The organism is Bradyrhizobium sp. 23AC (assembly GCF_054863025.1).
Window position 1 is genome coordinate 1 of the sequence record NZ_JAVAYN010000032.1, and the last position, 23637, is coordinate 23637.

At 64.5% G+C, this 23637-nt stretch carries 22 protein-coding genes; 7 read left to right on the forward strand and 15 right to left on the reverse strand.

The features are described 5' to 3' along the window. Positions 1 to 287: 287 nt before the first annotated feature. Both RAD10_RS38950 and RAD10_RS38955 read right to left on the reverse strand, forming a co-directional pair. Positions 288 to 506 carry a hypothetical protein gene (locus tag RAD10_RS38950; protein WP_038972668.1) on the reverse strand — a complete coding sequence of 73 codons (219 nt, stop codon included), beginning with the start codon at positions 504 to 506 and terminating at the stop codon, positions 288 to 290. Positions 507 to 710: 204 nt separating this feature from the next. After that, positions 711 to 1688 carry a magnesium transporter CorA family protein gene (locus tag RAD10_RS38955; RefSeq protein ID WP_028144018.1) on the reverse strand — a complete coding sequence of 326 codons (978 nt, stop codon included), beginning with the start codon at positions 1686 to 1688 and terminating at the stop codon, positions 711 to 713. Positions 1689 to 2025: 337 nt separating this feature from the next. Between RAD10_RS38955 and RAD10_RS38960 the strand changes: the two genes are divergently transcribed. Continuing rightward, positions 2026 to 2712 (forward strand): L,D-transpeptidase, encoded by a 687-nt coding sequence (locus tag RAD10_RS38960; RefSeq protein WP_018321707.1) that lies wholly within the window; start codon positions 2026 to 2028, stop codon positions 2710 to 2712. A 36-nt stretch (positions 2713 to 2748) separates the two neighbouring features. Here the strand turns inward: RAD10_RS38960 and RAD10_RS38965 are convergent, their stop codons facing one another. Beyond that, entirely contained in the window at positions 2749 to 3858 is a 1110-nt protein-coding gene (locus tag RAD10_RS38965) for an extensin family protein (protein ID WP_461621622.1), read from the reverse strand. A gap of 65 nt (positions 3859 to 3923) precedes the next feature. On the opposite strand from RAD10_RS38965, the gene RAD10_RS38970 reads away from it, so the two are divergent. Then, entirely contained in the window at positions 3924 to 5552 is a 1629-nt protein-coding gene (locus RAD10_RS38970; RefSeq protein WP_461621623.1) for a fatty-acid--CoA ligase, read from the forward strand. 199 nt (positions 5553 to 5751) lie between these two features. Further along, on the forward strand, positions 5752 to 6606 hold the full coding sequence (locus RAD10_RS38975) for a DUF1499 domain-containing protein (RefSeq protein ID WP_028144022.1): 855 nt from the start codon (positions 5752 to 5754) through the stop codon (positions 6604 to 6606). 71 nt (positions 6607 to 6677) lie between these two features. On the opposite strand, the gene RAD10_RS38980 is transcribed toward RAD10_RS38975, so the two are convergent. The 4 genes from RAD10_RS38980 to RAD10_RS38995 all read right to left on the reverse strand — a co-directional run bounded on the left by RAD10_RS38980 (position 6678) and on the right by RAD10_RS38995 (position 12109). Beyond that, the gene (locus RAD10_RS38980; RefSeq protein WP_092263357.1) at positions 6678 to 7595 is read right to left on the reverse strand and encodes an MBL fold metallo-hydrolase; all 918 of its coding nucleotides are present in this window, start codon (positions 7593 to 7595) and stop codon (positions 6678 to 6680) included. Between the two features lie 187 nt (positions 7596 to 7782). Further along, complete coding sequence (locus RAD10_RS38985; RefSeq protein WP_104462986.1) at positions 7783 to 8997, reverse strand: acyl-CoA dehydrogenase; 1215 nt, start codon at positions 8995 to 8997, stop codon at positions 7783 to 7785. A 129-nt stretch (positions 8998 to 9126) separates the two neighbouring features. Then, on the reverse strand, positions 9127 to 10203 hold the full coding sequence (gene ribB / locus RAD10_RS38990; protein WP_091964758.1) for a 3,4-dihydroxy-2-butanone-4-phosphate synthase: 1077 nt from the start codon (positions 10201 to 10203) through the stop codon (positions 9127 to 9129). A gap of 175 nt (positions 10204 to 10378) precedes the next feature. After that, positions 10379 to 12109 (reverse strand): cation:proton antiporter domain-containing protein, encoded by a 1731-nt coding sequence (locus tag RAD10_RS38995; RefSeq protein ID WP_461621624.1) that lies wholly within the window; start codon positions 12107 to 12109, stop codon positions 10379 to 10381. Positions 12110 to 12176: 67 nt separating this feature from the next. On the opposite strand from RAD10_RS38995, the gene RAD10_RS39000 reads away from it, so the two are divergent. Continuing rightward, positions 12177 to 12704, forward strand: coding sequence for a DUF3124 domain-containing protein (locus tag RAD10_RS39000; RefSeq protein ID WP_212476647.1), 528 nt, complete (start codon positions 12177 to 12179; stop codon positions 12702 to 12704). Positions 12705 to 12826: 122 nt separating this feature from the next. After that, positions 12827 to 14059: an aminotransferase-like domain-containing protein gene (locus tag RAD10_RS39005; protein WP_461621625.1), complete on the forward strand. Its 1233-nt coding sequence runs from the start codon at positions 12827 to 12829 to the stop codon at positions 14057 to 14059. Between the two features lie 10 nt (positions 14060 to 14069). On the opposite strand, the gene hpaD is transcribed toward RAD10_RS39005, so the two are convergent. Both hpaD and RAD10_RS39015 read right to left on the reverse strand, forming a co-directional pair. Next, complete coding sequence (gene hpaD, locus RAD10_RS39010) at positions 14070 to 14924, reverse strand: 3,4-dihydroxyphenylacetate 2,3-dioxygenase (protein WP_461621626.1); 855 nt, start codon at positions 14922 to 14924, stop codon at positions 14070 to 14072. A gap of 18 nt (positions 14925 to 14942) precedes the next feature. Further along, positions 14943 to 15215 carry a helix-turn-helix domain-containing protein gene (locus tag RAD10_RS39015; protein WP_026202606.1) on the reverse strand — a complete coding sequence of 91 codons (273 nt, stop codon included), beginning with the start codon at positions 15213 to 15215 and terminating at the stop codon, positions 14943 to 14945. 159 nt (positions 15216 to 15374) lie between these two features. On the opposite strand from RAD10_RS39015, the gene RAD10_RS39020 reads away from it, so the two are divergent. Together RAD10_RS39020 and RAD10_RS39025 are read left to right on the forward strand one after the other, a co-directional pair. Then, the gene (locus RAD10_RS39020; RefSeq protein WP_461621627.1) at positions 15375 to 15827 is read left to right on the forward strand and encodes a hypothetical protein; all 453 of its coding nucleotides are present in this window, start codon (positions 15375 to 15377) and stop codon (positions 15825 to 15827) included. Positions 15828 to 15922: 95 nt separating this feature from the next. Continuing rightward, a complete protein-coding gene (locus RAD10_RS39025; protein WP_461621628.1) occupies positions 15923 to 16159 on the forward strand; it encodes a hypothetical protein in 237 nt (78 codons plus the stop codon). Between the two features lie 175 nt (positions 16160 to 16334). Here RAD10_RS39025 and RAD10_RS39030 read toward each other — a convergent pair whose 3' ends face one another. From RAD10_RS39030 to RAD10_RS39055, 6 genes are all read right to left on the reverse strand, one after another. Further along, positions 16335 to 17153 carry an aldo/keto reductase gene (locus RAD10_RS39030; protein ID WP_461621629.1) on the reverse strand — a complete coding sequence of 273 codons (819 nt, stop codon included), beginning with the start codon at positions 17151 to 17153 and terminating at the stop codon, positions 16335 to 16337. A 198-nt stretch (positions 17154 to 17351) separates the two neighbouring features. Next, complete coding sequence (locus RAD10_RS39035) at positions 17352 to 18926, reverse strand: alkaline phosphatase D family protein (protein ID WP_461621630.1); 1575 nt, start codon at positions 18924 to 18926, stop codon at positions 17352 to 17354. Between the two features lie 149 nt (positions 18927 to 19075). After that, positions 19076 to 19495: a hypothetical protein gene (locus tag RAD10_RS39040; protein ID WP_461621631.1), complete on the reverse strand. Its 420-nt coding sequence runs from the start codon at positions 19493 to 19495 to the stop codon at positions 19076 to 19078. Between the two features lie 108 nt (positions 19496 to 19603). Continuing rightward, positions 19604 to 20605 carry an NAD(P)H-dependent flavin oxidoreductase gene (locus RAD10_RS39045; protein ID WP_461621632.1) on the reverse strand — a complete coding sequence of 334 codons (1002 nt, stop codon included), beginning with the start codon at positions 20603 to 20605 and terminating at the stop codon, positions 19604 to 19606. A 152-nt stretch (positions 20606 to 20757) separates the two neighbouring features. Continuing rightward, entirely contained in the window at positions 20758 to 22377 is a 1620-nt protein-coding gene (locus tag RAD10_RS39050) for a DHA2 family efflux MFS transporter permease subunit (protein WP_461621633.1), read from the reverse strand. Then, a complete protein-coding gene (locus tag RAD10_RS39055; RefSeq protein WP_461621634.1) occupies positions 22374 to 23522 on the reverse strand; it encodes an HlyD family secretion protein in 1149 nt (382 codons plus the stop codon). Before RAD10_RS39055 ends, RAD10_RS39050 begins: the two co-directional genes overlap by 4 nt. Positions 23523 to 23637 lie beyond the last annotated feature (115 nt).

Consider the following 23637-nt stretch of genomic DNA (forward strand, 5'->3'; position numbering starts at 1 on the left):
CCACCGCAAGCCCGGCTCGCGATGCGTGACGACACATGATCGCCCCTCTTGGTGAGCCGGGATGGGCGACACATACGACTAAACCGAATTTCGGTAAAGTGGAATATTTTCGGCGACGAGGATTGACAGAGCGCGACACAGGCCCGTTTTGGCTGGATGGGCGGTTCAGTCGCTCTCTAGCGCACCCGCCAATCGGACGTCGCAGCCGATTGTCCTGAAAAGAAAGGGAAGCAAGGCGATCCAGACAACGCCGCCGCAGGACCTGGATCGCCCTCGCCTTCCGTTCCTCAATCGATTCGAATCCGACGTGACCTGTCGCGCGGCCGCGGAGCGGCCGTGCTGAATGCGGTCGAGCAGTCGTCGTCGTTCTCACCGTCGAGCAGCGGAGCACCACAGTGCCGGCACATGCGTGCCGACATCGACGACGCCTTGCCGCTCGCCAGGACCTGACGATAGTTCGCCAGGTCGATGACGTTGCGGGGCGACGTTATGTGTTTTTCAACCATGGTTGTTCCTCGCGGCTACGCACTGCTTATCGCAGACAAGTTTCGCGCAAACGTTCAGCCCACCGCTCAAATTTTACCGGAGGAATTGCGGCACGGCGAACACATCACGGCGCGGCCGCAATCCCGATCTATTCTGCGACACGATTCACCGTGTCTGTGCGACCGGCGTAAGGTCTCGGTAGCTATTTTCCGAGCGCGACGAGATCAGAGCCACTTCTTCCACTTGAAGAGCCAGTACGGAAGAATCGCGGCGACAAGCATCATCACCAGCGCCATCGGATAGCCGTGCGCCCATTCGAGTTCCGGCATCATCTTGAAGTTCATGCCGTAGATCGAGGCGATCAGCGTCGGCGGCATCAGCACGACGGCCATGACCGAGAACAGCTTGATGATGTTGTTCTGCTCGAGATTGACGACGCCGAGCATGGCGTCGAGCACGAAGGTGATCTTGCTGGAGAGATAGGAGGCGTGGTCGGTCAGCGAGGAAACGTCACGCTGCATGGTCTTGAGCTGCTCGCGCATGTCCTTCGACCATTTCACGCCCTCCACCACCGCCGAAAGGAAGGTGACGACGCGGCCGATCGACACCAGGCTCTCGCGAACCTTCGAGGTCAGATCGCCCTTGCGGCCGATCGAGATCAGGATCTGGGAATACTGCTTGGCGTGACCGTGGCGCTCGCTCTCGGGCTCGAAGATGTCGTGGCTGACCTGGTCGATCTCGGCGCCGCAGCGCTCCAGGATGTCGGCGCAGCGGTCGATCACGGCGTCCAGCAGCTCCATCAGCACCATCTCGCCGGTGATGGAAGGCGTGCAGGAGCGGGCGAGCTTGGCCTCGACCAGGGCGAACGGCTTCGGCAGGTCGTAGCGCACCGTCACCAGGCGGTGGTCGCCGAGGATGAAGGTCACCGCCGTGGTCCGGGGCATGTCGGTATCGGAGTGGCACATCAGCGTCGCGGTCATGTAGCGCGCGCCGTTCTCGATATAGAGACGGCTGGAGATCTCGATCTCCTGCATGTCTTCCCGGGTCGGGATGGCGATGCCGGCGAGCCGCTCCACCGCCTTGTCCTCGGCCGCGCTCGGGTTGACGAGATCGATCCAGACCGCGCTTTCGGGCAACGCGGTGAGATCTTCGATAACAACCTTCTTCAGGACGGACTCGGAGGGAACAAACACCGAAAACATGCACGACTCCAGAGAACCTGCGACAGAATGACAGCCCTTAGCGCGATTCTGACAAGTTCACGATGACAACCACATTAACGAAGCGTTTGCATTTGTGGCGGCGGCATGGCTCAACTGTGGCACGGAATCGACAGTCCGGCCCCTTTTGGCCCAAAAATCTTCACGGGGCCGCAAAACTTGCGGCAGAAAAGCCACAGCTTGGGTCTCGCAGCGCGGGATAAGGCCTTCAGTGCTGGAATTGTGGCAGATTTCAACGATAATGGGATTAACGGAGTCGAGGAACTTGGGCGGTAAGCTCAGGCCTTCCGCACGGTATTGTTTTGATTGGAACCAAATCATGTCGTCGCTGAAAGTTAAGTTAGGAATTCTGGCCGCCGGCCTGATGCTGTCGGGCTGCATGCAGGCCACGCATTTCGAGGCGACCGACACCAAAGCCTTCAAGCCGAAGGACAAGGAACTGCTCGCCAAAGTTCGGTACGAGAACACCCCGGTTGCGGAGCCGTTCCGTCGCGCCATCGTCCAATACCACCGCAAGGAATCGCCCGGCTCGATCGTGGTCGATTCCGACAATCACTACCTCTATTACGTGCTGGATGGCGGCAAGGCGATCCGGTACGGCATCACCGTTGGCGAAGAGGCCATGGCCTGGTCGGGCATCGCCAAGGTGGGTAGCAAGACCGAGTGGCCGGCCTGGCACCCCACCCCCGGCGAGATTTCGCGCCTGGGCGTGCCGACCTATGTCGCACCCGGCCCGGACAATCCGATGGGCTCTCGCGCGATTTACCTCTATTCCGGCGGAAAAGACACGTTGTTCCGCATCCACGGCACCAACCAGCCGGAATATATCGGCGCCTCGATCTCGTCGGGCTGCATCCGCCTGACCAACGAGGACGCGATCGATCTCTATGATCGCGTCAAACTCGGCACCCTCGTCGTGGTGCTCGAGCCGAAGCACGGCGATTCGCCCTACAATTCGCGGCTGGCGCTCGGTGGCAGCCAGACCGGCCAGGCGGGCAGCTACTGATCGCCTGCTGATCTCTGAGATCCAAAAGCGCCGGTTTCACCGGCGCTTTTTTGTTGCCGGCTTGCGCGGCTGGGACTTGCTGCCGTCGGCCGCCGGCTTTTTCGCGGGCGCCGCGGACTTCTCCGCCGCCTCGTCGTCAGCTCCTTCCTTTTCTTCAGACTTGGCCTCGGGCTTGACCTCGGGCTTGGCCGCGACCTCGCGCGGTGGCGCCTCCTCGGGGCGTTCCGCCGGCAGCAACGGGGCGACCTGCGGCAGGGGATCCCAGACGTTCCACTGGCAGATCCGGTAGTCGTTGCGCCGCTGCGCCAGGTCGAGATGGATATGGTCCTCATGGTACCAGTCCGAACCCGGGCCGAGCACGGTGGAAAACCGCGCGCAAACCGAGTGCAGCACGCGCTCGCGCACCTCGCGCGACATGGTGCGGTCGGTGAGGCCGATCGACTGCCCGTTGGCCAGCTTGATGGCCCGAACGTCGAGGGCGTTGGCCTTGCCGTGCTCGGACAGCAGCGCGCCGACGACGCGGTTGCGGCCGCGGCACTCGAAGCTGTCGAAATTGTCGAGTTCGCCAATGGTCGAGCCGAGGCTCGTGGCCAGCGGCGCCATGTCCTTGCGCAGCCAATCGGCGATCGCCGACGCCATGGTGCAGCGAAGGATCGCCGCCGGCTTGACCGTCACCTTGCGCTTGTCCGGCAGAACGACGGCTTCCAGCCGCACCAGATCCTCGCCGCCACAGGCGCCGGGGCCGCGGATATCCGGAATCGAGGGCGCGATCGCGATCTCCTCGGTCAGCGCGAGACGGCAGGCCGAGACCGGTTTCTGGGCTGGTGCCGCAGCCTCGGCCGGCTTGTCGGCGCCGGGCTTGTCCGCCGAAGGCTTGCCGTCCGCCCCCGGCGGAGCCTCGTCCGATGCTTTGGGCGCCTCCTCGGGGCGCGGTCGCGGCAGCGGGATCCGGGCGGAATGAACCGCGGGGCGCGGCCGTGGTGCGGCGATACCGAAGATATCCAGCGGGGACGTATATTTTCGCGCCTCTGCCCTCTCGGCGAGCACGAGCGACAGCCCGAGCGCAGCGGTAACCATTGCCGCGCCAGCGGACATATAGCCGCGACAAGACCATTTGCGGCGAAAGTCCGGCAGGCTAAAACTCATGACAATTCTTTGGCCCAACGCTGAGAGCGACAACGCGCCCAGCGACTTCTCGGAGGAACGTCGGAATGCTTGGTTTGATGCAAGATTGGCCCCTGCTCTGCCACCGGATCATCGAACACGCCGCCAAAATTCATGGCAAGCAGGAGGTGGTTACTCGCTCGGTCGAGGGACCGATCCATCGCACCAATTACGCCGAGATCCACAAGCGCGCGCTCAAGGTCTCGCAGATGCTGGAGCGCGACGACATCAAGCTCGGCGACCGTGTCGCAACGATCGCCTGGAATACCTGGCGCCATCTCGAGGTGTGGTACGGCATCATGGGGATCGGCGCCATCTGCCATACCGTCAATCCCCGCCTTTTCCCCGAGCAGATCGCCTGGATCATCAACCATGCGCAGGACCGCATCGTGATGACCGACATCACCTTCGTTCCGGTCCTGGAGAAGATCGCCGACAAGCTGACAAGCGTGGAACGCTACGTCGTGCTCACCGACAAGGCGCACATGCCGCAGACGACGCTGAAGAATGTGGTCGCCTACGAGGACTGGATTGCGGAGGCCGACGGCAAATTCAAATGGAAGGACTTTGACGAGAACACGGCAGCCGCGATGTGTTACACGTCGGGCACGACCGGTGACCCGAAGGGTGTGCTGTATTCGCATCGCTCCAACGTGCTGCATGCGCTGATGGCCAACAATGTCGACGCGCTCGGCACCAGTGCGTCCGAGACGATGCTGCCGGTGGTTCCGCTATTCCACGCCAACAGCTGGGGCATCGCCTTCTCCGCGCCCTCGCAGGGCACCAAGCTGGTCATGCCCGGCGCCAAGCTCGACGGCGCCTCGGTCTACGAGCTGCTCTCGACCGAGAAGGTGACGCACACCGCCGGCGTGCCCACGGTGTGGCTGATGCTGCTCCAGCACATGAGTGCCAATAATCTCAAGCTGCCGGACCTGAAGATGGTGATCTGCGGCGGCTCGGCGATGCCGCGCTCAATGATCAAGGCCTTCCTCGACATGGGCTCGAACGTGCGTCACGCCTGGGGCATGACCGAGATGAGCCCGATCGGCAGCGTCGCGGCGCTGAAGCCGCCGTTCCAGAACGCCACCGGCGATGCGCGGCTCGACGTGCTGCAGATGCAGGGCTATGCGCCCTTCGCGGTCGAGATGAAGATCACCGACGATGCCGGCAAGGAACTGCCCTGGGACGGCACGACCTTCGGCCGCCTCAAGGTCTCAGGCCCGGCCGTCGCCAAGGCCTATTTCCGGATCGACACCGACATCCTCGACGAGGACGGCTTCTTCGACACCGGCGACGTCGCGACCATCGACGAGGCCGGCTACATGCGGATCACCGACCGCTCCAAGGACGTGATCAAGTCCGGCGGCGAGTGGATCTCCTCGATCGACCTCGAAAACCTCGCGGTCGGCCATCCGGCCGTGGCGGAAGCTGCCGTGATCGGCGTGTTCCACCCCAAATGGGACGAGCGGCCGCTCCTGATCGTGCAACTCAAGCAGGGCCAGCAGGCCACCCGCGAGGACATTCTGAAATTCATGGACGGCAAGATCGCCAAGTGGTGGATGCCCGACGACGTCGCCTTCGTCGACGGTATTCCGCACACCGCCACCGGCAAGATCCTGAAGACGGCGCTGCGCGACCAGTTTAGGGATTATCGCTTCCCGAACGCGGCGGCGTAACGGCAAAGCAAGCAACGTCATTCCGGGGCGATGCGAAGCATCGAACCCGGAAGCATTCCGGGTTCGGCTCTTTGAGCCGCCCCGGAATGACCGGTCATAACAGCCCGGTCTCCCTTGAATTTGCCCCCGCGCCGTGGTCTCAACGGCCCATCGTCGCGCCAGATCGGCCGGCATCGCCAACCCCGGCAGAGCTCACTCGATGGCCCGCAGGTTTTCCGCTCCCTATCAGTCGGAGCCCGTGTCCAGCCTCGCGAGCTGGGCGCGCAATCTGGCCGTGTTCGCGGTGGTGGCGGTGGTGGTCTCGATCATCATCGTCCGCTTCGATTTCCTGGAGCCGAAGCCGGCCCTTGCGACCTTCTTCGGCGGGCTCGCGATATCCGGCCTGTCGATCCTGTTCGGGCTCGCCGGCTTTGCCGCGATCTGGCAGAACGGCTCGCGTGGCATGGCGCGCATCCTGCTCGCTTTGCTCATCGACGGGGCGATCCTCGCCTATCCCGCCTATCTGGCCTTGCAATATCGCAAGCTGCCGGCGATCTACGACATCACCACCGACCCGATCGATCCGCCGCGTTTCGACGCGCTGGCTCGCCTGCGCACCGGCGAGGGCACCAACACCGCGGTCTATGCCGGCCTCTATTCGGCGGAGCAGCAGCGCCACTTCTACCCTGATATCGAGCCCGTCGAGCTCGAGATTTCCGTCGACCGCGCCTATGCGATCGCGCTCCAGCTCGTCAACAAGCGCAAATGGATCGTCATCGACGAGCGAGCACCGCAGCCGCCGCGCCGCATCGGCCGTATCGAGGCGGTGGCGCGCACGCCGATCATGGGTTTTCGCGAGGACATTTCGATAAGGTTCGTGCCGGACGGCGATGATTCCCGCGTCGACATCCGCTCGGCCTCGCGCAATTTCGACAGCGATCTCGGCAGCAATGCCGCGCGGGTCAAGAAATTCATCGACGATCTCAACACCGCCGCCGATGCCGACGCGCTCAAGCCGGTGAAGAAAACGCCGGTGGCGCCGCCGAAGGCGCCGGCAAAGACGGTGAAGAAATGAAACTGGCGAATGGGGAGTAGCGAATGGCGAACGGAGCCGCCCACTCGCTACTCCCCATTCGCTATTCGCCCCTACGCCATCCGATATGTCCCGCCGATCACGGGATCGCCGTCGGTCGCCACCACGCCGCGGGCGACCAGGTCTTCCAGGTGCGCCAGCACGGAGTAGCCGGCGGCCGTCGTCAGCCTCGGGTCGATGCCGATATAGATCGCGCGGACCATGGTCGGGATATCGGTCTCGCCCTTGGCGAGGCGGTGCAGGATCGAGGCCTCGCGCGCCTTGCGATGACGGATCAGGAAGCGCACGAAGCGCTGGCCGTCGGGGATCTCGGGGCCATGGCCGGAGAAGTAGAGATCCTCCTCGCGTGCGGCGAGCCGATCGAGCGAATCCATGTAGTCGATCATCGAGCCGTCGGGCGGTGCCACGATCGAGGTGGACCAGCCCATCACGTGATCGCCGACGAAGTTGAACTTTCGCTCCGGCCAGGCGAATGCCAGATGATTGGCGGTATGGCCGGGCGTCGCAACGGCCTCGAGCCGCCAGCCGTCGCCTTCGACGACGTCGCCATGCGCGATCCGGATGTCGGGTACGAAATCGCGATCGGAGCCGGATTCCGGATTGTGCTTCTCGCTCTCGAAACGCGGACGCGAAGCCCGGTGCGGACCTTCGGCATAAACCGGCGCGCCGGTCGCCTGCTTGATCCGCGCGGTGTTCGGCGAATGGTCGCGATGGGTGTGGGTGACGAAGATATGGCTCACCGTCTCGCCGCGCACGGCATCGAGCAGCGCAGCCGCATGCGCCGCATCGTCCGGACCGGGATCGATGATCGCGACATTGCCCTTGCCGACGATGTAGCTGACCGTGCCGGTGAAGGTGAACGGGCTCGGATTGTTACAGAGCACGCGGCGCACGCCGGGTCGGACTTCCTCGACGACGCCCGGCTTCAGCGGAAAGTTGCGGTTGAACGGGACGTCGTCATTGTCGGACATCGGACTTCCTGTACGTGCCGCCACACTCTCTGCCGTCATACCCCGCGAAGGCGGGGTATCCAGTACGCCGTGACGCCGGTGGCAAAGGCGAGGTCTCTGGAATACTGGATCGCCCGCCCCCAGTGCGCAATTGCGCACAAGGCGGGCGATGACAGCTGAGCAAGACAACGGCCACGGGATACGCGGCTCAGAAAAACGCCTGAATGCCCGTGATCGCGCGGCCGAGGATCAGCGCGTGGACGTCGTGCGTGCCCTCGTAGGTGTTGACCGTCTCGAGGTTATGAACGTGGCGCATCACGTGGTACTCGGCCGAGATGCCGTTGCCGCCGTGCATGTCGCGCGCGACGCGGGCGATGTCGAGGGCCTTGCCGCAATTGTTGCGCTTCATGATCGAGATCATCTCGGGGGCGAACTTGCCCTCGTCCATCAGGCGGCCGACGCGAAGCGAGCCCTGAAGACCCAGCGCGATCTCGGTCTCCATGTCGGCGAGCTTCTTCTGCACGAGTTGGGTCGCGGCGAGCGGCTTGCCGAACTGCTTGCGGTCGAGCGTGTACTGGCGGGCGCGATGCATGCAGTCCTCGGCGGCGCCGAGCGCACCCCAGGAGATGCCGTAGCGGGCGCGATTGAGGCAGCCGAACGGGCCCTTCAGGCCGGAGACGTTGGGCAACAGCGCGTCTTCAGGAACCACGACGCCGTCCATCACGACCTCGCCGGTGATCGAAGCGCGGAGCGACAGCTTGCCGCCGATCTTCGGCGCGGACAGACCCTTCATGCCCTTTTCCAGCACGAAGCCGCGGATCTGGTTGTCGTGCGCGGCCGATTTGGCCCACACCACGAACACGTCGGCGATCGGCGCGTTCGAAATCCACATCTTGCTGCCGGTGAGGCGATAGCCGTCCGCGACCTTCTCGGCGCGGGTCTTCATGCCAGCCGGATCGGAGCCGGCATCGGGCTCGGTCAGGCCGAAGCAGCCGACCCACTCGCCGCTGGCGAGCTTCGGCAGGTACTTCTTGCGCTGGTTCTCGTCGCCATAGGCGTAGATCGGGTACATCACCAGCGAGGACTGCACCGAGTTCATCGAGCGATAGCCGGAATCGACCCGCTCGATCTCGCGCGCGACCAGGCCATAGGCGACGTAGCTCGCATTGGCGCAGCCATATTCCTCCGGCAGCGTGATGCCGATCAGGCCGAGCTCACCCATCTCGTTGAAGATCTCGCGATCGGTCGTCTCTTCGAGATAGGCCTTGGTGACGCGCGGCAGCAGCTTGTCCTGGGCGTAGGCACGGGCAGTGTCGCGCACCATGCGCTCGTCTTCGGTGAGTTGCTCGTCGAGCAGGAACGGATCGTCCCACTGGAAAGAGGCCGCAGCCGGCTTGTCCTTGGCCTGAGGGCGCACGCTCATGAAACGTCCTTTCGTCTGGTTCCGTCAAAATTTACCCGACAAACTAAAGCGCCGCGGCAACAAGTGCAATTGCATCCTGGTTTCGGTCATTCCGGGTCGCGCAACGGCGCGAACCCAGCAACGGCCTCGTCAGCTTTCGAGCTGCTCGTTGGCGACGATCTCGATGCCGAAGCCCGACAGGCCCTTGTAGTCGTGCACCGACGAGGTGAGATGCCGGATCGAGGTAACGCCGAGATCACGCAGGATCTGCGCACCGACGCCGACTTCGCGCCACTGGCGGTTGCGGTCTGCCTCCGTCGCGCTCTCGTCGGGCAGCGGGGCCACAGGGACACCGGCAGCGCCGTCGCGCAGATAAACCAGAACGCCACGGCCGGATTTCTTGAAGTGCTCGAGCACCGTCGCCATGCGCTTGTGGCCGGTGAAAGTGTCCTTGACGATGTTCGGCTTGTGAAAGCGCGTCAGCACGTTCTTGCCGTCACCGACGCCGTTGTAGACGAAAGCGACGTGGGCGATGGAATCGAACGGCGAACGATAGGCATAGCCCTGCAAGGGGCCGATCGGGCTTTCGGTGACGAAGGTCGAGACCCGCTCGATCAGCTTCTCGCGCGCCTGGCGGTAGGCAATCATGTCCGCGATGGTGACATGCTTGAGCTTGTGCTGGGCGGCGAAGCGAGCGACCTGCTCGCCCTTCATCACGCTGCCGTCGTCGTTCATCAATTCGCTGATGACGCCGACCGGCGGCAGGCCGGAGAGCTTGCAGAGATCGACGGCGGCCTCGGTATGGCCCGAGCGCAGCAGCACGCCGCCATCCTTGGCGATCAGCGGGAAGATGTGGCCGGGCCGGGCGAAGTCATTGGCGCCGACATTGGGATTGGAAAGCGCGCGGCAGCAGGAGGCGCGCTCCTCGGCGGAGATTCCGGTGCCGCCATCGGGCTTGTAGTCGATCGACACCGTGAAGGCGGTGGTGTGCGCGGAATCGTTGTGGGCCACCATCGGATCGAGCCGCAGGCGGCGCGCATCCTCGGTGGTCACCGGCGCGCAGACGATGCCTGACGTATGGCGGATGATGAACGCCATCTTCTCGGCGGTGCAGAGCGAGGCGGCGACGATCAGATCGCCCTCGCCCTCACGGTCCTCGTCGTCGGTGACGACCACGAGCTCACCCCGGGCAAAGGCCTGCAAGACTTCCTGAACGCTATCGGGCATGTCCCAATCTCTATCGGTTATGCCGGGAGGCTTAGCCGGACTTGGGCCGGGGCGCTAGTGTCCTGGACGCAACCGCATATGCCTGACGGCAGGCCTGCCAAGGTGGGCAGGGCTTGCACCGAAGATACCAGGGATATAGGCGCGGATTGCCGGGGTGGAAGGCGGCCGGTCCCCGTCAGGGCAGCACTTCGCGGCGCTCGCCGAGCCGCTGGTCGAGCTCGGCGCGCTTGTCGGTCAGAAGGCCGGCCTGCGCGGCCTCGATCACGGTAAACAGCTCATGAGCGTCGCTGAGCCGGGTTACGGTGACGTAGCTTGCGCCGGCCGCATAGAGCTCGTCCACGTCCGACAGGAGATCGGCCGTGGCCACGATCAGGGCGGTCGGATTGAGCGCGCGGACGTGGCGGACCAGCTTCTCGTTGCTGGCGCCCTTCAGCAGCGAATCCGGCACGCTGAGGATGATCATCTCGGACTTGCCGACGCCGGCATGGAGCAGCGTATCCGCGCTGCTGATGTCGCCATAGATCACGTGCAGGCCGCGCGACAGCAACGTCTGGTACACATTGGGGTTGAAATCGACCACGGTGATCTGCTCGAGCAGCACCGGCGTCTGCCGTTCGATCTCGGCCAGCAGCGCGCTCGCCGCGCGGAAAAAGCCGAGGATGACGATACGGCGGGCCTCGCCATGGCCGCCCTCGTGCCCCTCCTCGGCATGGCCGTTGCCGTGGTCGAGGTCGCGCAGGCCGATCCGCTTCAGGGGACCGATGGCCCAGCGGGTGATCTCGTCGCTGCGGCTCATCGCGAAGGTCGAGAGCACCGCGAGCACCACGAAGGCGAAGGAGGCGGCATTCGCCGTCTGCGCTGCGATATGGTGATCGGCGACGCCGGTCTGGATCACCACCAGCGAGAACTCGGAGATCTGCGCGAGGTTCAGCGCCGGCAACAGGCTGGCGCGCAGGCCCTGCTTCATCAGATAGAGCGGCGTGAAGGTGGTGACGAGGCGGCTGACTACCGTGAAAGCCGCGATCATCAGCGCCAGCCCGATCACGGAGAGGCCGGGGACGGGAATGGTCATGCCGAGTGCGACGAAGAACAGCGTGATGAAGAAGTCGCGCAGCGTGGTGACCTTGGCGGTGACGTCGAGCGCGTAGGGAAAGGTCGAGAGCGAGACGCCGGCGATCAGGGCGCCCATCTCGCGCGACAGCGACAGCCGCTCGGCGGTCTCGGCGACGAGAAAGCACCAGGCCAGCGCGCCGAGCAGGATCAACTCGGGCCGCCGGGCGATCTGGTGGAACAGCCGCGGCAGCACGTAGCGGCTGATCAGCAGAGCTGCGGCGACCAGCACCGCGACACGGCCGATCGAGAGCAGGATGACGCTGGCCTGCAGATTGGCAAGGCTCGGCTGCACCGCCAGGAACAGGATGGCGAAGATGTCCTGCAGCACCAGCACGCCGAGCGTGATGCGCCCTGGCAGCGTATCGAGCTCGCGCTTCTCGTAGAGCACCTTGACGATGATGACGGTGCTCGACAGCGCGCAGGCGACGCAGAGATAGACCGCATCGAAGTGCCCGCCGCCGAGCGACAGGCCGATGCCGACGAAGAACAGGACCCCGAGCAGGCAGCCGCCGAGCAGTTGGCCGCCCGCCGCGAACAGGATCACCTTTCCCGCCCGCACGATCTTCTTCAGATCGATCTCCAGGCCGATCATGAACAGCATGAAGATCAGGCCGAGCTCGGAGATGACGCCGATCGATTCCTGCGAATGGACCCAGCCGGCGCCGAATGGACCTATGCAAAAGCCGGCGATAAGATAGGCCAGAATGAGCGGCTGACGGGAGAAATGGGCGAGCAGGCCCAGCATCCAGGCAAACAGAATACAGAGAGTGATGTCGCGAATGAGCTCATGCATGCCAAATTGGTCCGTTTTGCCGCACCCTAGAGACGGGTTGCGGCGCGGCAAGCGAGCAATTCGTCACATGCGAAAAGGGCTGTTCGCAGCAATGCTGTTATGCCCCCTCGCCTTTGCCGTGCCCGCCGTCGCACAATCCAAGGTCAATATTGAACAGAACTTCGCCGATTCCCTCACCGCGCTGCCGAAGGAGGAACTCGCAATCTCCGGTGGATTCTACGTGCCTGCCTATTCCAGCGTCGCAATGAGCCAGGGCAAGCTGCGCGTCGACTTCTCGGTGACCTTGAGTGTTCACAACGCCTCCGAGACGCAAGCACTGGTGATCAAACGCATCGCCTATTTCGACACCGCAGGCAAGCAGGTCGAGAGTTATCTGAAGGCGCCGGTGGCCGTGAGGCCGCTGGCCACCGTCTCGATCTTCATTCCGACCGACGACGTGCGCGGCGGGACCGGGGCCAATTTCCTGGTCGACTGGGCCGCGACAGGCGAGATCGCCGAGCCCGTGGTCGAGGCCCTGATGGTTGGCGGCGTCGCCAATGCGCATTACGCTTTCATCAGCCAGGGCCGTCCGACCAGGACGGCCACAAAGAAGTGAGTCCGTCCGACCCGGACGGCAGGCAAGAAGTAAGGCCGTCCGACTAGGACGGTTGGCCAAGAAACAAGACTGGCCGGCGCAACGCCGGCTGGCTCAACAAGAACAAAACGAGGAACACTCCCATGACGTCCAGCTTCGATTTCGCACCCCTGTTTCCGGCAGGGCTGCCGGCCCCTTCCGCGCGCTGGACGGGCCTTGCCAAATACAGTTTCGTGGGCGGCAACAACGATTCCGAGCAACTGCCGCTCGAGGGCCTGATCGAGGCGACCACCTCAGCGTTACAGCGCGAAGGCCGGTCGCTCGCGACCTACGGCCTGGCGCATGGCCCGCAGGGCTACCTGCCCTTGCGCGAATTCCTGGTGACGAAGCTCAAGCGCGATGCCGGCATCAACTGCACCGTCGACGATCTCCTGATCGTGTCCGGCTCGCTCCAGGCGCTCGACCTCGTCAACGCGACGCTGCTGACCCGCGGCGACACCGTGATCTTCGAGCAGGACAGCTATCAGGGCTCGCTGACCCGCCTGGCACGGCTCGGCGTCAATGTAGTCGGCGTCCCCCTCGACAAGGACGGCATGCGCATGGACGTGCTGGCCTCGACGCTGGCTGACCTGAAGAGCCGCGGGATCCGGCCGAAATACATCTACACCATTCCGACGGTGCAGAACCCGACCGGCAGCATCATGCCCGAGAGCCGCCGCACTGAGCTGGTACGGCTCGCGACCGAGTATGGCGTGCCCATCTTCGAGGACGATTGCTATGCCGACCTCGTCTGGTCAGGACAGCGGCCGCCGGCGATTCATGCGATGAGCGAGAGCGGCGGCGTGGTTCATATCGGCTCGTTCTCCAAGTCGATCGCGCCGGCGTTGCGCGTCGGCTTCATCGTGGCGCCCTGGGAGGTGATGTCGCGGATGCTGGCGCTGAAGACGGATGCGGGTTCCGGCGCGCTGGAGCAGATGGTGCTCGCCGCCTATTGCAAGCCGCATTTCGCAAGCCACGTGCCGGCCCTGACCAAGGCGCTGCGCACCAAGCTCGACACGCTGATGGAGGCGCTGAACGAGCAGTTCGGGACGGCCGCCGAGTTCGAGGAGCCCAAGGGCGGCATCTTCCTCTGGGTGAAGCTGCCCGACCAGGTCGATACGCTGAAACTCTATCAGGCCGCACTCGCCGCCGGAGTCTCGATCAATCCGGGGCCGGAATGGTCGACCGACAAGAGCCATTCCCGCTCGCGGCTCAGGCTGTGTTTTGCAAGCCCGACGCATCAGCAGATCCGCGAGGGCGTCGCCGTGCTGGCCGAAGTCTGCCGCAAGGAATTCGGGGTGCCGGCCCGGAGTGCCAATGTGGAGAAGCGGGCCTGAGGCCGCGGCCTCACGCCTCGACGTGAAATTCCACGTTGACCTGGCCGCTCCCGGAGGACGGAAAATAGTCGCAGAGCTGTTCGGCGGCGCCGCAATAATCATACCAGCCGAGCGCGGCGAACAGCATGATGGTGTCGGCCATGCCGCCTTCGCCGTTGCACTTGGTGGCGTAATCCGGAAGCATGTCGAGGAATTCGCGGTAGCGGCGGCTCCGCCACAGCTCGAGCACGCGCAGATCGACCTGACGGTTGAACTCGCTGGCGACCGACGTCCAGGCCTCGGGGCCCAGCTTCTTGTTCGGCCAGAGCCGATGCGAGAGCGAACCGCTGGCGAGGATTGCGACCCGTTCACCGGATTCGTCGATCGCGCGGCGGGTCGCTTCACCGAGGATCCGGCTCTCCTCGAACGAGGTGAATAGCGGCGAGGCGACCGAGACGACCTTCGCGAAGCCGTCCCGGTTCAGGTAGTGCATCGGCACGACGGTGCCGTATTCGAGCCCGAGGCTGGCCACCTGATGGGCGATCACGTTCAGGCCGGCGTCCCCGGCCCTGTCAGCGATGGCTTCGGCCAGGCGCGTGTCGCCCGGCAAATCGTAGCGCAGATCCTGGATCATCTGCGGCGCCTCGTGGCTCGTGAACGAGCCGCAATGCCGCGCATTGGCATTGATGTGGTAGCCGAAATTGGAGAGCCAGTGGGTGTCGAACACCACGAAGCAGGTCACGCCGCGCTCTTTCGCACGCCGGCCGAGCTCGCGCAAAGACCTGACCGCGGGCTCGCGCGCATCGCGTAACGGGCTGCCGGGCTGCTCCGACAGCATCAGCGATGGAACGTGGGTGACCTTGGCCGCGAGTACGAGTTGCCCCATGGCGGTCACCCCGAAGCGTCAGGCCGCCTGTGGCTGGCTGCCGTGGATCGCGGAGGCCAGCCGCAGCAAGAGGACGATCGAGACGTTGCCCTTGCCGGCCTCGATCTGTGCGATATAGCGCTCGGAAATCCCGGAACGGCGGGCCAGCTCGCGGCGCGACAGGTCGCAGCGCATGCGCGAGGACCGCAAGCGATCGCCCAGCTCGGTCAGAAACGCGGTCTCGGAATAAGGCGGCACGGCACAGCTCCCCGGCAGCACTTCGCCCGCAAAATCCATGACTTGATTCAGCATTGGTCTATCCAGGTTCGCCTTCGGGAAACGCCATCCTACCCCGGAAAAGACCGGCCTCATTGACGCGGATCAAATTCGCGAGCGATCGGCGGCGGCCATGGACGGAAGCGGGCGGGATGCTACACTTTGGAATTCTTCGAGGCGGGGTTTCTTCAGGACATGACGCGTTGTTTGAGCCGCTGGATCGCGGCTGCGATGCTGTGGGCGGCGATCACCTCCACGGCAGGTGCCGAGACGTTGACCGCGACGGTCGAGCAATGGGGCCTGCTCGGCTCGTGGGCGGTCGATTGCGCGACCCGGCCCGACCGCGACAAGGGCGCGCTCCTGACTTACGAAATCCGGAAGGACGGCCGGGTGATGTACCGGCGCAATTTCGGCGAGGCCAAGGACGAGAACGAGGTGGTGTCGGCCAGGGTCAGCGCCGAGGGCCTGCTCAATGTGATGGTGTACTTCCCCTCCCTGCACCAGGCCCGTGAGTTCGGGCTGCTGCTGGCGAAGGACGGCAGCCTGCGCGCGATCTACAATCGCAGCGAGCGCGGCGAGTACACGATCAGGGACGGCAAGTACGTCGCCACCGGCGCGCCGACGCCGGCGCAGCAACGCTGCGATTAGTCACCTGAACAGCTGTTCAGAATTCTCCCGCGTTTCCTCCGGAACGTTCGCGCGAATGCGCGGTTTAAATGTGCATTCGATTGGAGGAGGACATCATGAAGAAGCTTGGTTATGTGGTTGCGGCTCTGGGTGCGCTTGTGATCGCGGCGCCGACGCTGGCGAACGCGGAGACGGTGGTGATCAAGCGAGGTGGCTATCATCATCACCATCACGGCCCCTACGGCGCCCGCGCCGAATTCCGCGGCCATCGCGACTACGGCTGGCATCGCGGCCACCATCGCGACAAGGTCGTGGTGATCAAGCGCAGCCATCGTCACCATCACTGGGACTAACCGAGACGCATATGGAAATGGCCCCTCACGGGGCCATTTTGTCGTGTCGTCAGTCTTGTAGGGTGGGCAAAGCGAAGCGTGCCCACCGCTTCCATAGTGATTGAGAGGTGGTGGGCACGGCGCAAGTGCGCCTTTGCCCACCCTACGATTCCTGCCATGCGCGTTTGAAACGAAGCTAGTCCCACGCCGGCGCGAAGCCCGGATTGACGCAGCGGCGGTCCTTCGGCAGCGCCGCGATCTTGTTGCGGTCGGCATCGTCGAGCGTGATCTTCAGCGCATCGAGATTGGCCTGCTGGCTCTCCCGGCGCGAGGCCTTCGGAATCGCGGCGACGCCGTCCTGGTCAAGCAGCCATTTCAGGGCCACCTGCGCGGCGGTTGCGTTGTGCCTGGCGCCGATCTCGGCCAGCACCGGCTCCGAGGCAATGCGGCCTTGCGCGAGCGGGCAATAGGCCACCAGCGGGATCGACTTCGCGGCGAGATAGGCCAGCACCTTCGATTGATCGAGCATCGTGTGATATTCGATCTGGTTGCAGGCGATCGGCGCCCTGATGTCCTCGACCACGGTCTTGAGCAGCGCCGTCGTGAAATTGGCAACGCCAATCGCCCGCGTGCGCCCCTCCTGCTTCAGCTTCATCAGTGTCTCGAACACCGCGCCCCAGTTCGCAGCCTTCGACGGCCAGTGCACGAGATAGAGATCGACATGATCGAGCCTGAGCTTGTTCAGGCTGGCGTCGAAGGCTCCGCGGATCGCGTCGGGGCTGAGGTTCTCATGCCAGACCTTGGTCGTGACATGCAGCTCGCCGCGCGGCAGGCGAGCCGCGGCAAGGGCAGCGCCGATGGATTCTTCGTTGGCGTACATCTCGGCGGTGTCGATATGGCGATAGCCGATCGACAGCGCGCTCTCGACCGCGGCGCGGCAGGCATCGCCCTGCATGCGAAAGGTGCCGAGGCCGAGCTTGGGCATGCTGATGCCCTGGGTCTTCAGATTGTCCATGAACAGGCTCCTGACGTCGTTCAACCCGCTGGAAGCACGCGGCGTTGCCGCGTGGGCAGACCCTTTGGTGATGGAAAAGAGGTGGCGGGAGCGAGCAGCATAGCCCGGCATGAGCAGCGCGGCCAATCAAGATCGGGTTAGAGGCGCGCCATGCCTATCCTTCGTCATGGCGGGACCCGCGCACAGAGTATCCGCCCCTCACGAATGCTGCGCCACCACGGCCGGGCGGATCCGCTGTTGCGGCACGATATCGACCGACCAGAGGTCGCGATTGTCGACGTCCTTCAAGGTCACAGTCATCACGCCGCTGGCGCCGTCGATGTCGACGCGGCCGAAGAACTGCAGGCCGAAGCAGGGCGCGAGGTTCTCGCCCTGCACCGCGCTGCAGCCGTTCTGGTACATCGCGACCGGACCAAAGGTGTTGTCGAGCTCGCCCGGGCCCCAGGTGCCGGCGTGCAGCGGGCCGGAGACGAACTCCCAGAACGGCTCGAAGTCTTGAAACTGCGCCTTGCCGGGATCGTAATAATGCGCGGCGGTGTAATGCATATCGGCGGTGAGCCAGACGATATTGCGCACGCCGGCGCGCTTGATGGAGGCCAGAAGGTCGGCGATCTCGTGCTCGCGCCGGTCGGGCGGCCCATCGCCGAGCGCGACGGCGTCCAGGCTGATAAGGCCGATCGGCAAATCGGCCGCAATCACCTTCCAGGTTGCGCGCGAGGCCGCGAGCTCGCGCTTCAGCCAGGCGAGTTGCTCGGCACCCAAAATCCAGCCGCGGTGATCGCCGCCCTTGTTCCAGCTGTCGTCGCGATAGCTGCGCATGTCGAGCATGAAGATGTCCAGCAGCGGGCCGTAGGCGATCTTGCGATAGACCCGGCCTTGCTGCGCGCCGATATCGCGGATCGGCATGAAGTCGAAGAAGGCGCGGCGGGCGCGCGCGACCAGGCGCGGGGTGCCGTCGTCCTCATGACCGGCCTCGTCATGGCTGCCGGCCGGTGACCAGTCGTTGGTGACCTCGTGGTCGTCCCATTGCGCGAACATCGGCACCTCGGCGTGGAAGGCGCGGAAATTCTCGTCGAGATGGTTGTATTTGTAGTTGCCGCGAAACTGCGCCAGCGTGTGCGCGACCTCGGACTTTTCCTCGGTCACGAGGTTGCGCCAGATCTCGCCGTTCGGCAGCTTCTGCTCGGAAGGAACCGTGCAGTCGGCGTAGATGTGATCGCCGGAGTGGATGAAGAAATCCGGGTGGTTATCGAGCATGGTGCGATAGCTGCGATAGCCGCCGCGCGAGATGTCGATGCCCCAACCCTGCCCCGCGACATCCCCGGACCACACGAACGAGATCGAGCGGCCAGCGGACGGCGCGGTGCGGAAATGGCCGACGCGGCTTTCGCCGGCAATGCCGGTCGCGACGTCGTCGAAGCGCACGCGGTAGAAGATATCCTGGCCGGGCGGCAGATCGTTCAGCAGCAGCTTTGCGGTGAAATCCGCATCAAGCAGAGTGTCGCGCGAAGCTGACGCGATGATGGTCTTGAAGCTCTCGACGGTCGAGCATTCCACCTGCATCCGCGCGGCCCGGTCGGCGCGGGCCCAGATCACGGCGGAGTCGCCAGAGACATCGCCGGACTGGATGCCGCCCGCGATCTGCGGCCGATCGGCGGCGCGGCTGAGGCGTGGCGTTGCGAGCGTGCCGAGCGAGGCGACGGCGAGGCTGGAGGTCGAGCGGACCAGGAATTGCCGCCGGGTCCATGCGCGCGAAGCGCGGAGCGTTGCCATTCAGGAAACCTTCGTCGAATCGCGACGGAAGGTGCCTGCGCTCCTTGACTCCTACCCTTACGGTTTCTTGACCCCGCGCCAACGGTTTTGCGACGTGCGGATGACGGGCGAGATGCAGCCCCGCATGCGGGGAGAGGCGAAACAAGCGTCTAGCGCTGCCAGTTGCAGATGCCGCCGGAACGGCATGGCCAGGTCTGGATGCGGGTATCTCTCGCCTGTGCATCCAGCGGATTGCCGCGGCGGTGCGCGAGCTTGGCGCGGGCTGCACCGCGCGGCTGCGCGGGCTTGGCGTGCGCGACCTTCGGCTCGGCTACACGGACGCGCTCGGCGGCAACCTTCTTCGGCACGTCGACCGGCTCGGCGCGGGCCTGCGCCTCATTGCCACCCCTCGCCTCGAGTGCGACCGGCGCAAATTGCGTCTCGGGCCCGAGCCGTTTCGGCGACAGAACTGCCTTCGAAAGATCGAGGCCGAGATATTCGTCTGGCTTGTAGTCGTCAGCGCGCGCGAAGCCGCCCCATGCGATCATGAGGGCAACGGCAACTGCAAAAGGAACGCTTTTCAGGACCACGGACGCCTCCTGAAATTGATTCTGAAAGAGGTAATTTACCTTTATTTAGGAGGCGTCGCGCGCAATTCCAGCGGCCATCTGCCGCCGTGGTTAAGAAGTTTGGCGGTGTCACGCGACCTTTCGTGTCGCGCCCGTCCCATCCAGGAACCCCATCAGACGGCTGCGGATGATCTGTTCCGCCTCGGTCATGATGCGATCGATGAGTTCCTTGCAGGAGGGGACGTCATGGATCAGCCCGGCGACCATGCCGCAGCTCCAGGCGCCGGCATCCATCTGTCCCTCCAGCATGATCCTGGGATAGACGCCCGCGACCTGGTCGTGGATGTCGTCGATCTTCAACTTGTCGCCCTTCTCGCGCTCGATCTCGATGAGACGATCGACATTGGCGTTCCTCAGCACGCGTTCGGTGTTGCGCAGACTCCGCATGATCAGGCGGGTGTCGAGCTCGGTCGCCGCGACCAGCGCGTTCTTCACGTTCTGATGCACCGGCGCTTCCTTGGTGGCGATGAAGCGCGTGCCCATGTTCATGCCGGCGGCACCCAGCGACAATGCCGCGACGAGGCTGCGCCCGTCGGCCATGCCGCCGGAGGCGACGAACGGGATCTTCAATTCCTCCGCCGCGCGCGGCAGCAGGATCATGTTGGGAATGTCGTCCTCGCCGGGATGACCGCCGCACTCGAAGCCGTCGACGCTGACGGCATCGCAGCCGATCCGCTCGGCCTTGAGTGAGTGACGCACCGAGGTGCATTTGTGGATGACCTTGATGCCCGCCGCCTTCAGCGCCGGCATGTATTGTTCGGGACTGCGGCCCGCCGTCTCCACCGCCTTGATGCCGCCCTCGACGATGGCCGCGATGTATTCCGGGTAAGGCGGCGCCGCGAAGGTCGGCAGGAAGGTGAGGTTCACGCCGAACGGCTTGTCGGTCATGTCGCGGCAGCGCGCGATCTCCTTGGCGAGCAATTCCGGCGTCTTCTGCGTCAGGCCGGTGACGATGCCGAGCCCGCCGGCATTCGACACGGCGGCGGCCAGCTCGGCAAAGCCGACGAAATGCATGCCGCCCTGGATGATGGGGTGTTCGATGCCGAACAGTTCGGTGATCGCGGTCTTCACTTAATTCGCCTCCCGGAATTTGCTCAGGTTGGGTTCAGTCTAGCCGGACTTTTGCGCCGCGGTCACCATTTCTCTCCGAACGGCCTGATCTCCATCTCGAAGGCCCAAGCGCTTTGGCATGGGTTCGGCCTTCGCCTGACCACCCGCGTCGGTCAATGTCCCCGCGCCGGCGCGCCCAGCTTGATCGGCCGCAGCACTGCCGCCGTGGGGATCATCAGCACCGCAATGATCGCCAACGTCCAGAACACGTCGATATAGGCGAGCAAATCAACCTGCTGCTGCAAGGTGCGGCCGACCCAGGCGAGCGCCTGTGACGCGGCATCGCTCGCGTTCGAGCCCTGGGCCTGGAAGTAGCGCGTCATCGCGTCGATGGTCTGCTGATAACCGAGATCGGACGGCGCGGCGTGCTCGATCAGGCGGCTCTGGTGGAATTGCTGGCGCTGCGCCAGAACCGTCTGCGCCAGCGCGACGCCCATGGATCCGCCGATGTTGCGGGCGACGTTGATCAGCGCAGAAGCCTGGTTGGTCTTGTCGGGCGGCACGCCATCGTAGGACGCGGTCGTCACCGGCAGGAACAGGAATGGCAGGCCCAGCGCGAGGAAGATGCGCGACAGCGCCGCGTAACCATAGGTGATGTCGCCGGTGAGCCCGGTGAGATGCCACATCGAAAACGCGACGATGGCAGCGCCGAACATGATCAGATATTTCGGCTGTACCGTGCTGACGAGACGGCCGACCACCGGCATCAGCACCAGGGTCGCGATGCCGCCGGGCGACAGCGCGAGGCCGGCAAGCATCGCCGTATAGTTCAGCTCGGTCTGGAGCAGTTGCGGCAGCAGCTGGGTGGTCGAGATCAGCACCGCGCCCGTACCGAGCATGACCAGGAAGCAGGCGGCGAACTGGCGCCGGCCGAGCAAGCGAAGATCGACGATGGGATCTTCCCGCGTCAGCTCCCACGGGATCAGCGCGACCAGCGAGACCGCGGCCAGCACCGCGAAGACGACGATCATGTTCGACCCGAACCAGTCGTTGCGCTGGCCCTCGTCGAGGACGAATTCGAGCGAGCCGAGCCCGATCGCAACGAGCAGGAAGCCGATATAGTCGACGCGCAGGCCCTTGCTCAGCAGCTTCTCCCTCTCCTCCTCCGCGCCCGACGGCTCCTTGACGAGCGTACCGACCAGGAACAGCGAGAGCAGCCCCATCGGCACGTTGATCAGGAACACCCAGTGCCAGCTGTAGGTATCGGTGATCCAGCCGCCCAGCGTCGGTCCGATCACGGGCGCGACCACGACGGCGACGCCGTAGATGGCGAAAGCCTGGCCGCGCTTGTGCGGCGGAAAGGAGTCGGCGAGGATCGCCTGCTCGCTGGTGGCCATGCCGCCACCACCGAGGCCTTGCAGGATGCGGAACAGCACCAGCGACTGCAGATTCCAGGCGAAGCCGCACAGCAGCGATGCGATCGAGAAGATCGCCACGCATATCATATAGAAGCGCTTGCGGCCGATCACCGTCGACAGCCAGCCCGAGATCGACAGCACGATCGCGTTGGCGACGAGATAGCTGGTGATGACATAGGTGCTCTCGTCGATGCCGACCGCCAGCCCGCCGGCGATATGGCGCAGCGCGACATTGGCGATGGTGGTGTCGAGCACCTCCATGAAGGTTGCGATCGAAACCACGAAGGCGATGAGATAAGGATTATGTCCGCCGGCCGCGGAGCGCTCCGGCGACCAGCCGCCTGCGGATGCGCCACCTTGCGCAGCGTCCGTCATCGCACCCTGGTCCAGGGCACGACCGACATGCCGGGACCAACAGGCAGATCGGCCGGCCAGTTGTCGACCACGATCTTCACCGGCACGCGCTGCACCACCTTGACGTAGTTGCCGGTCGCGTTTTCCGCCGGCAGCAAGCTGAACGCGGTGCCGGAGCCCGGCTGCACGGAATCGACATGGCCGGTGAGCTTGCGGCCGGGATAGGCATCGATGCGGATTTCGACCGGCTGGCCTGGACGCATGTCGCCCAGCTGCGTCTCCTTGTAGTTGGCGACGATCCAGACCTCGTCGGGGACGAACATCATCAGGCTCTGTCCCGCCGTGACGAAGGTACCCTTGGCGCCCGAGAGCTTGACGACACGGCCCGATTGCGCCGCGACGACGTTGGTGTACTGCAAATTCAGCTTGGCTTGATCGAGCTGCGCCTGCGACTGCTCAAGCTGCGCCTTGGCGCCTTCGAGTTGGGCTTGCAGCGTCTTGATGCCGAGTTGCGCTGAGGTCACCGCGGTCTTGGCGCGCTCGGTGTTGGCCTGCTGGGCCTGAAGGTCGGAACGGGTCTGCTGCTGGCGCTGCACGGTGCCGGCCCCCTTCTCGACGAGATCCTCGGCGCGCTTGAACTCCTCCTGCGAGAACTGCAGCTGAGCCTGCGCCTGTTCGAGCTGTGCCTGGGCCTGCTTGATCTGCTCCTGCTGCGAATCGATCTGCGCCTCGACATTGGCGACGTTCGCCCTGGCGCTGGCAACCTGCGCATTGGCTTGATCGATGGCGATACGATAGTCGCGCTCGTCGATCCTGGCGAGGCGATCGCCCGCACTGACGTGCTGGTTGTCCGTCACCGGGATGTCGGTCACGTAGCCGCCGACCTTCGAGGCCACCGAAAAGCTGCGCGCGGCGACGAAGGCATCGTCGGTGGATTCATAGTGGCGCACCTGCAGCCAATAGAGCAGACCGCCAACGAGCGCGGCGATCAGCACGAAGGCGCCGGCGGTTGCCAGCAGCCAATGCTGACGAAGCCGGTCTCGCAGCGACGGCGCCTTCGCCGGCTGACTGGTCTCGCTTGTATGATCAGGAGGCGTTTTTGGAGCTTCCTTCGCCCTCTGCGGCTGCTCCGCGGACGGCCCACGCTCCCGGGTTTGAGCATCCACGGCCAACACCTTTCTCGGGACTCAACCGGCGGCAGGCGGCGATGAGCCGCTTCGCCCGCCGCGAGCCTAACCGCAGCGCCGAAGCATGGTTCCGCCCTGCGAGAGCCACGCGGCC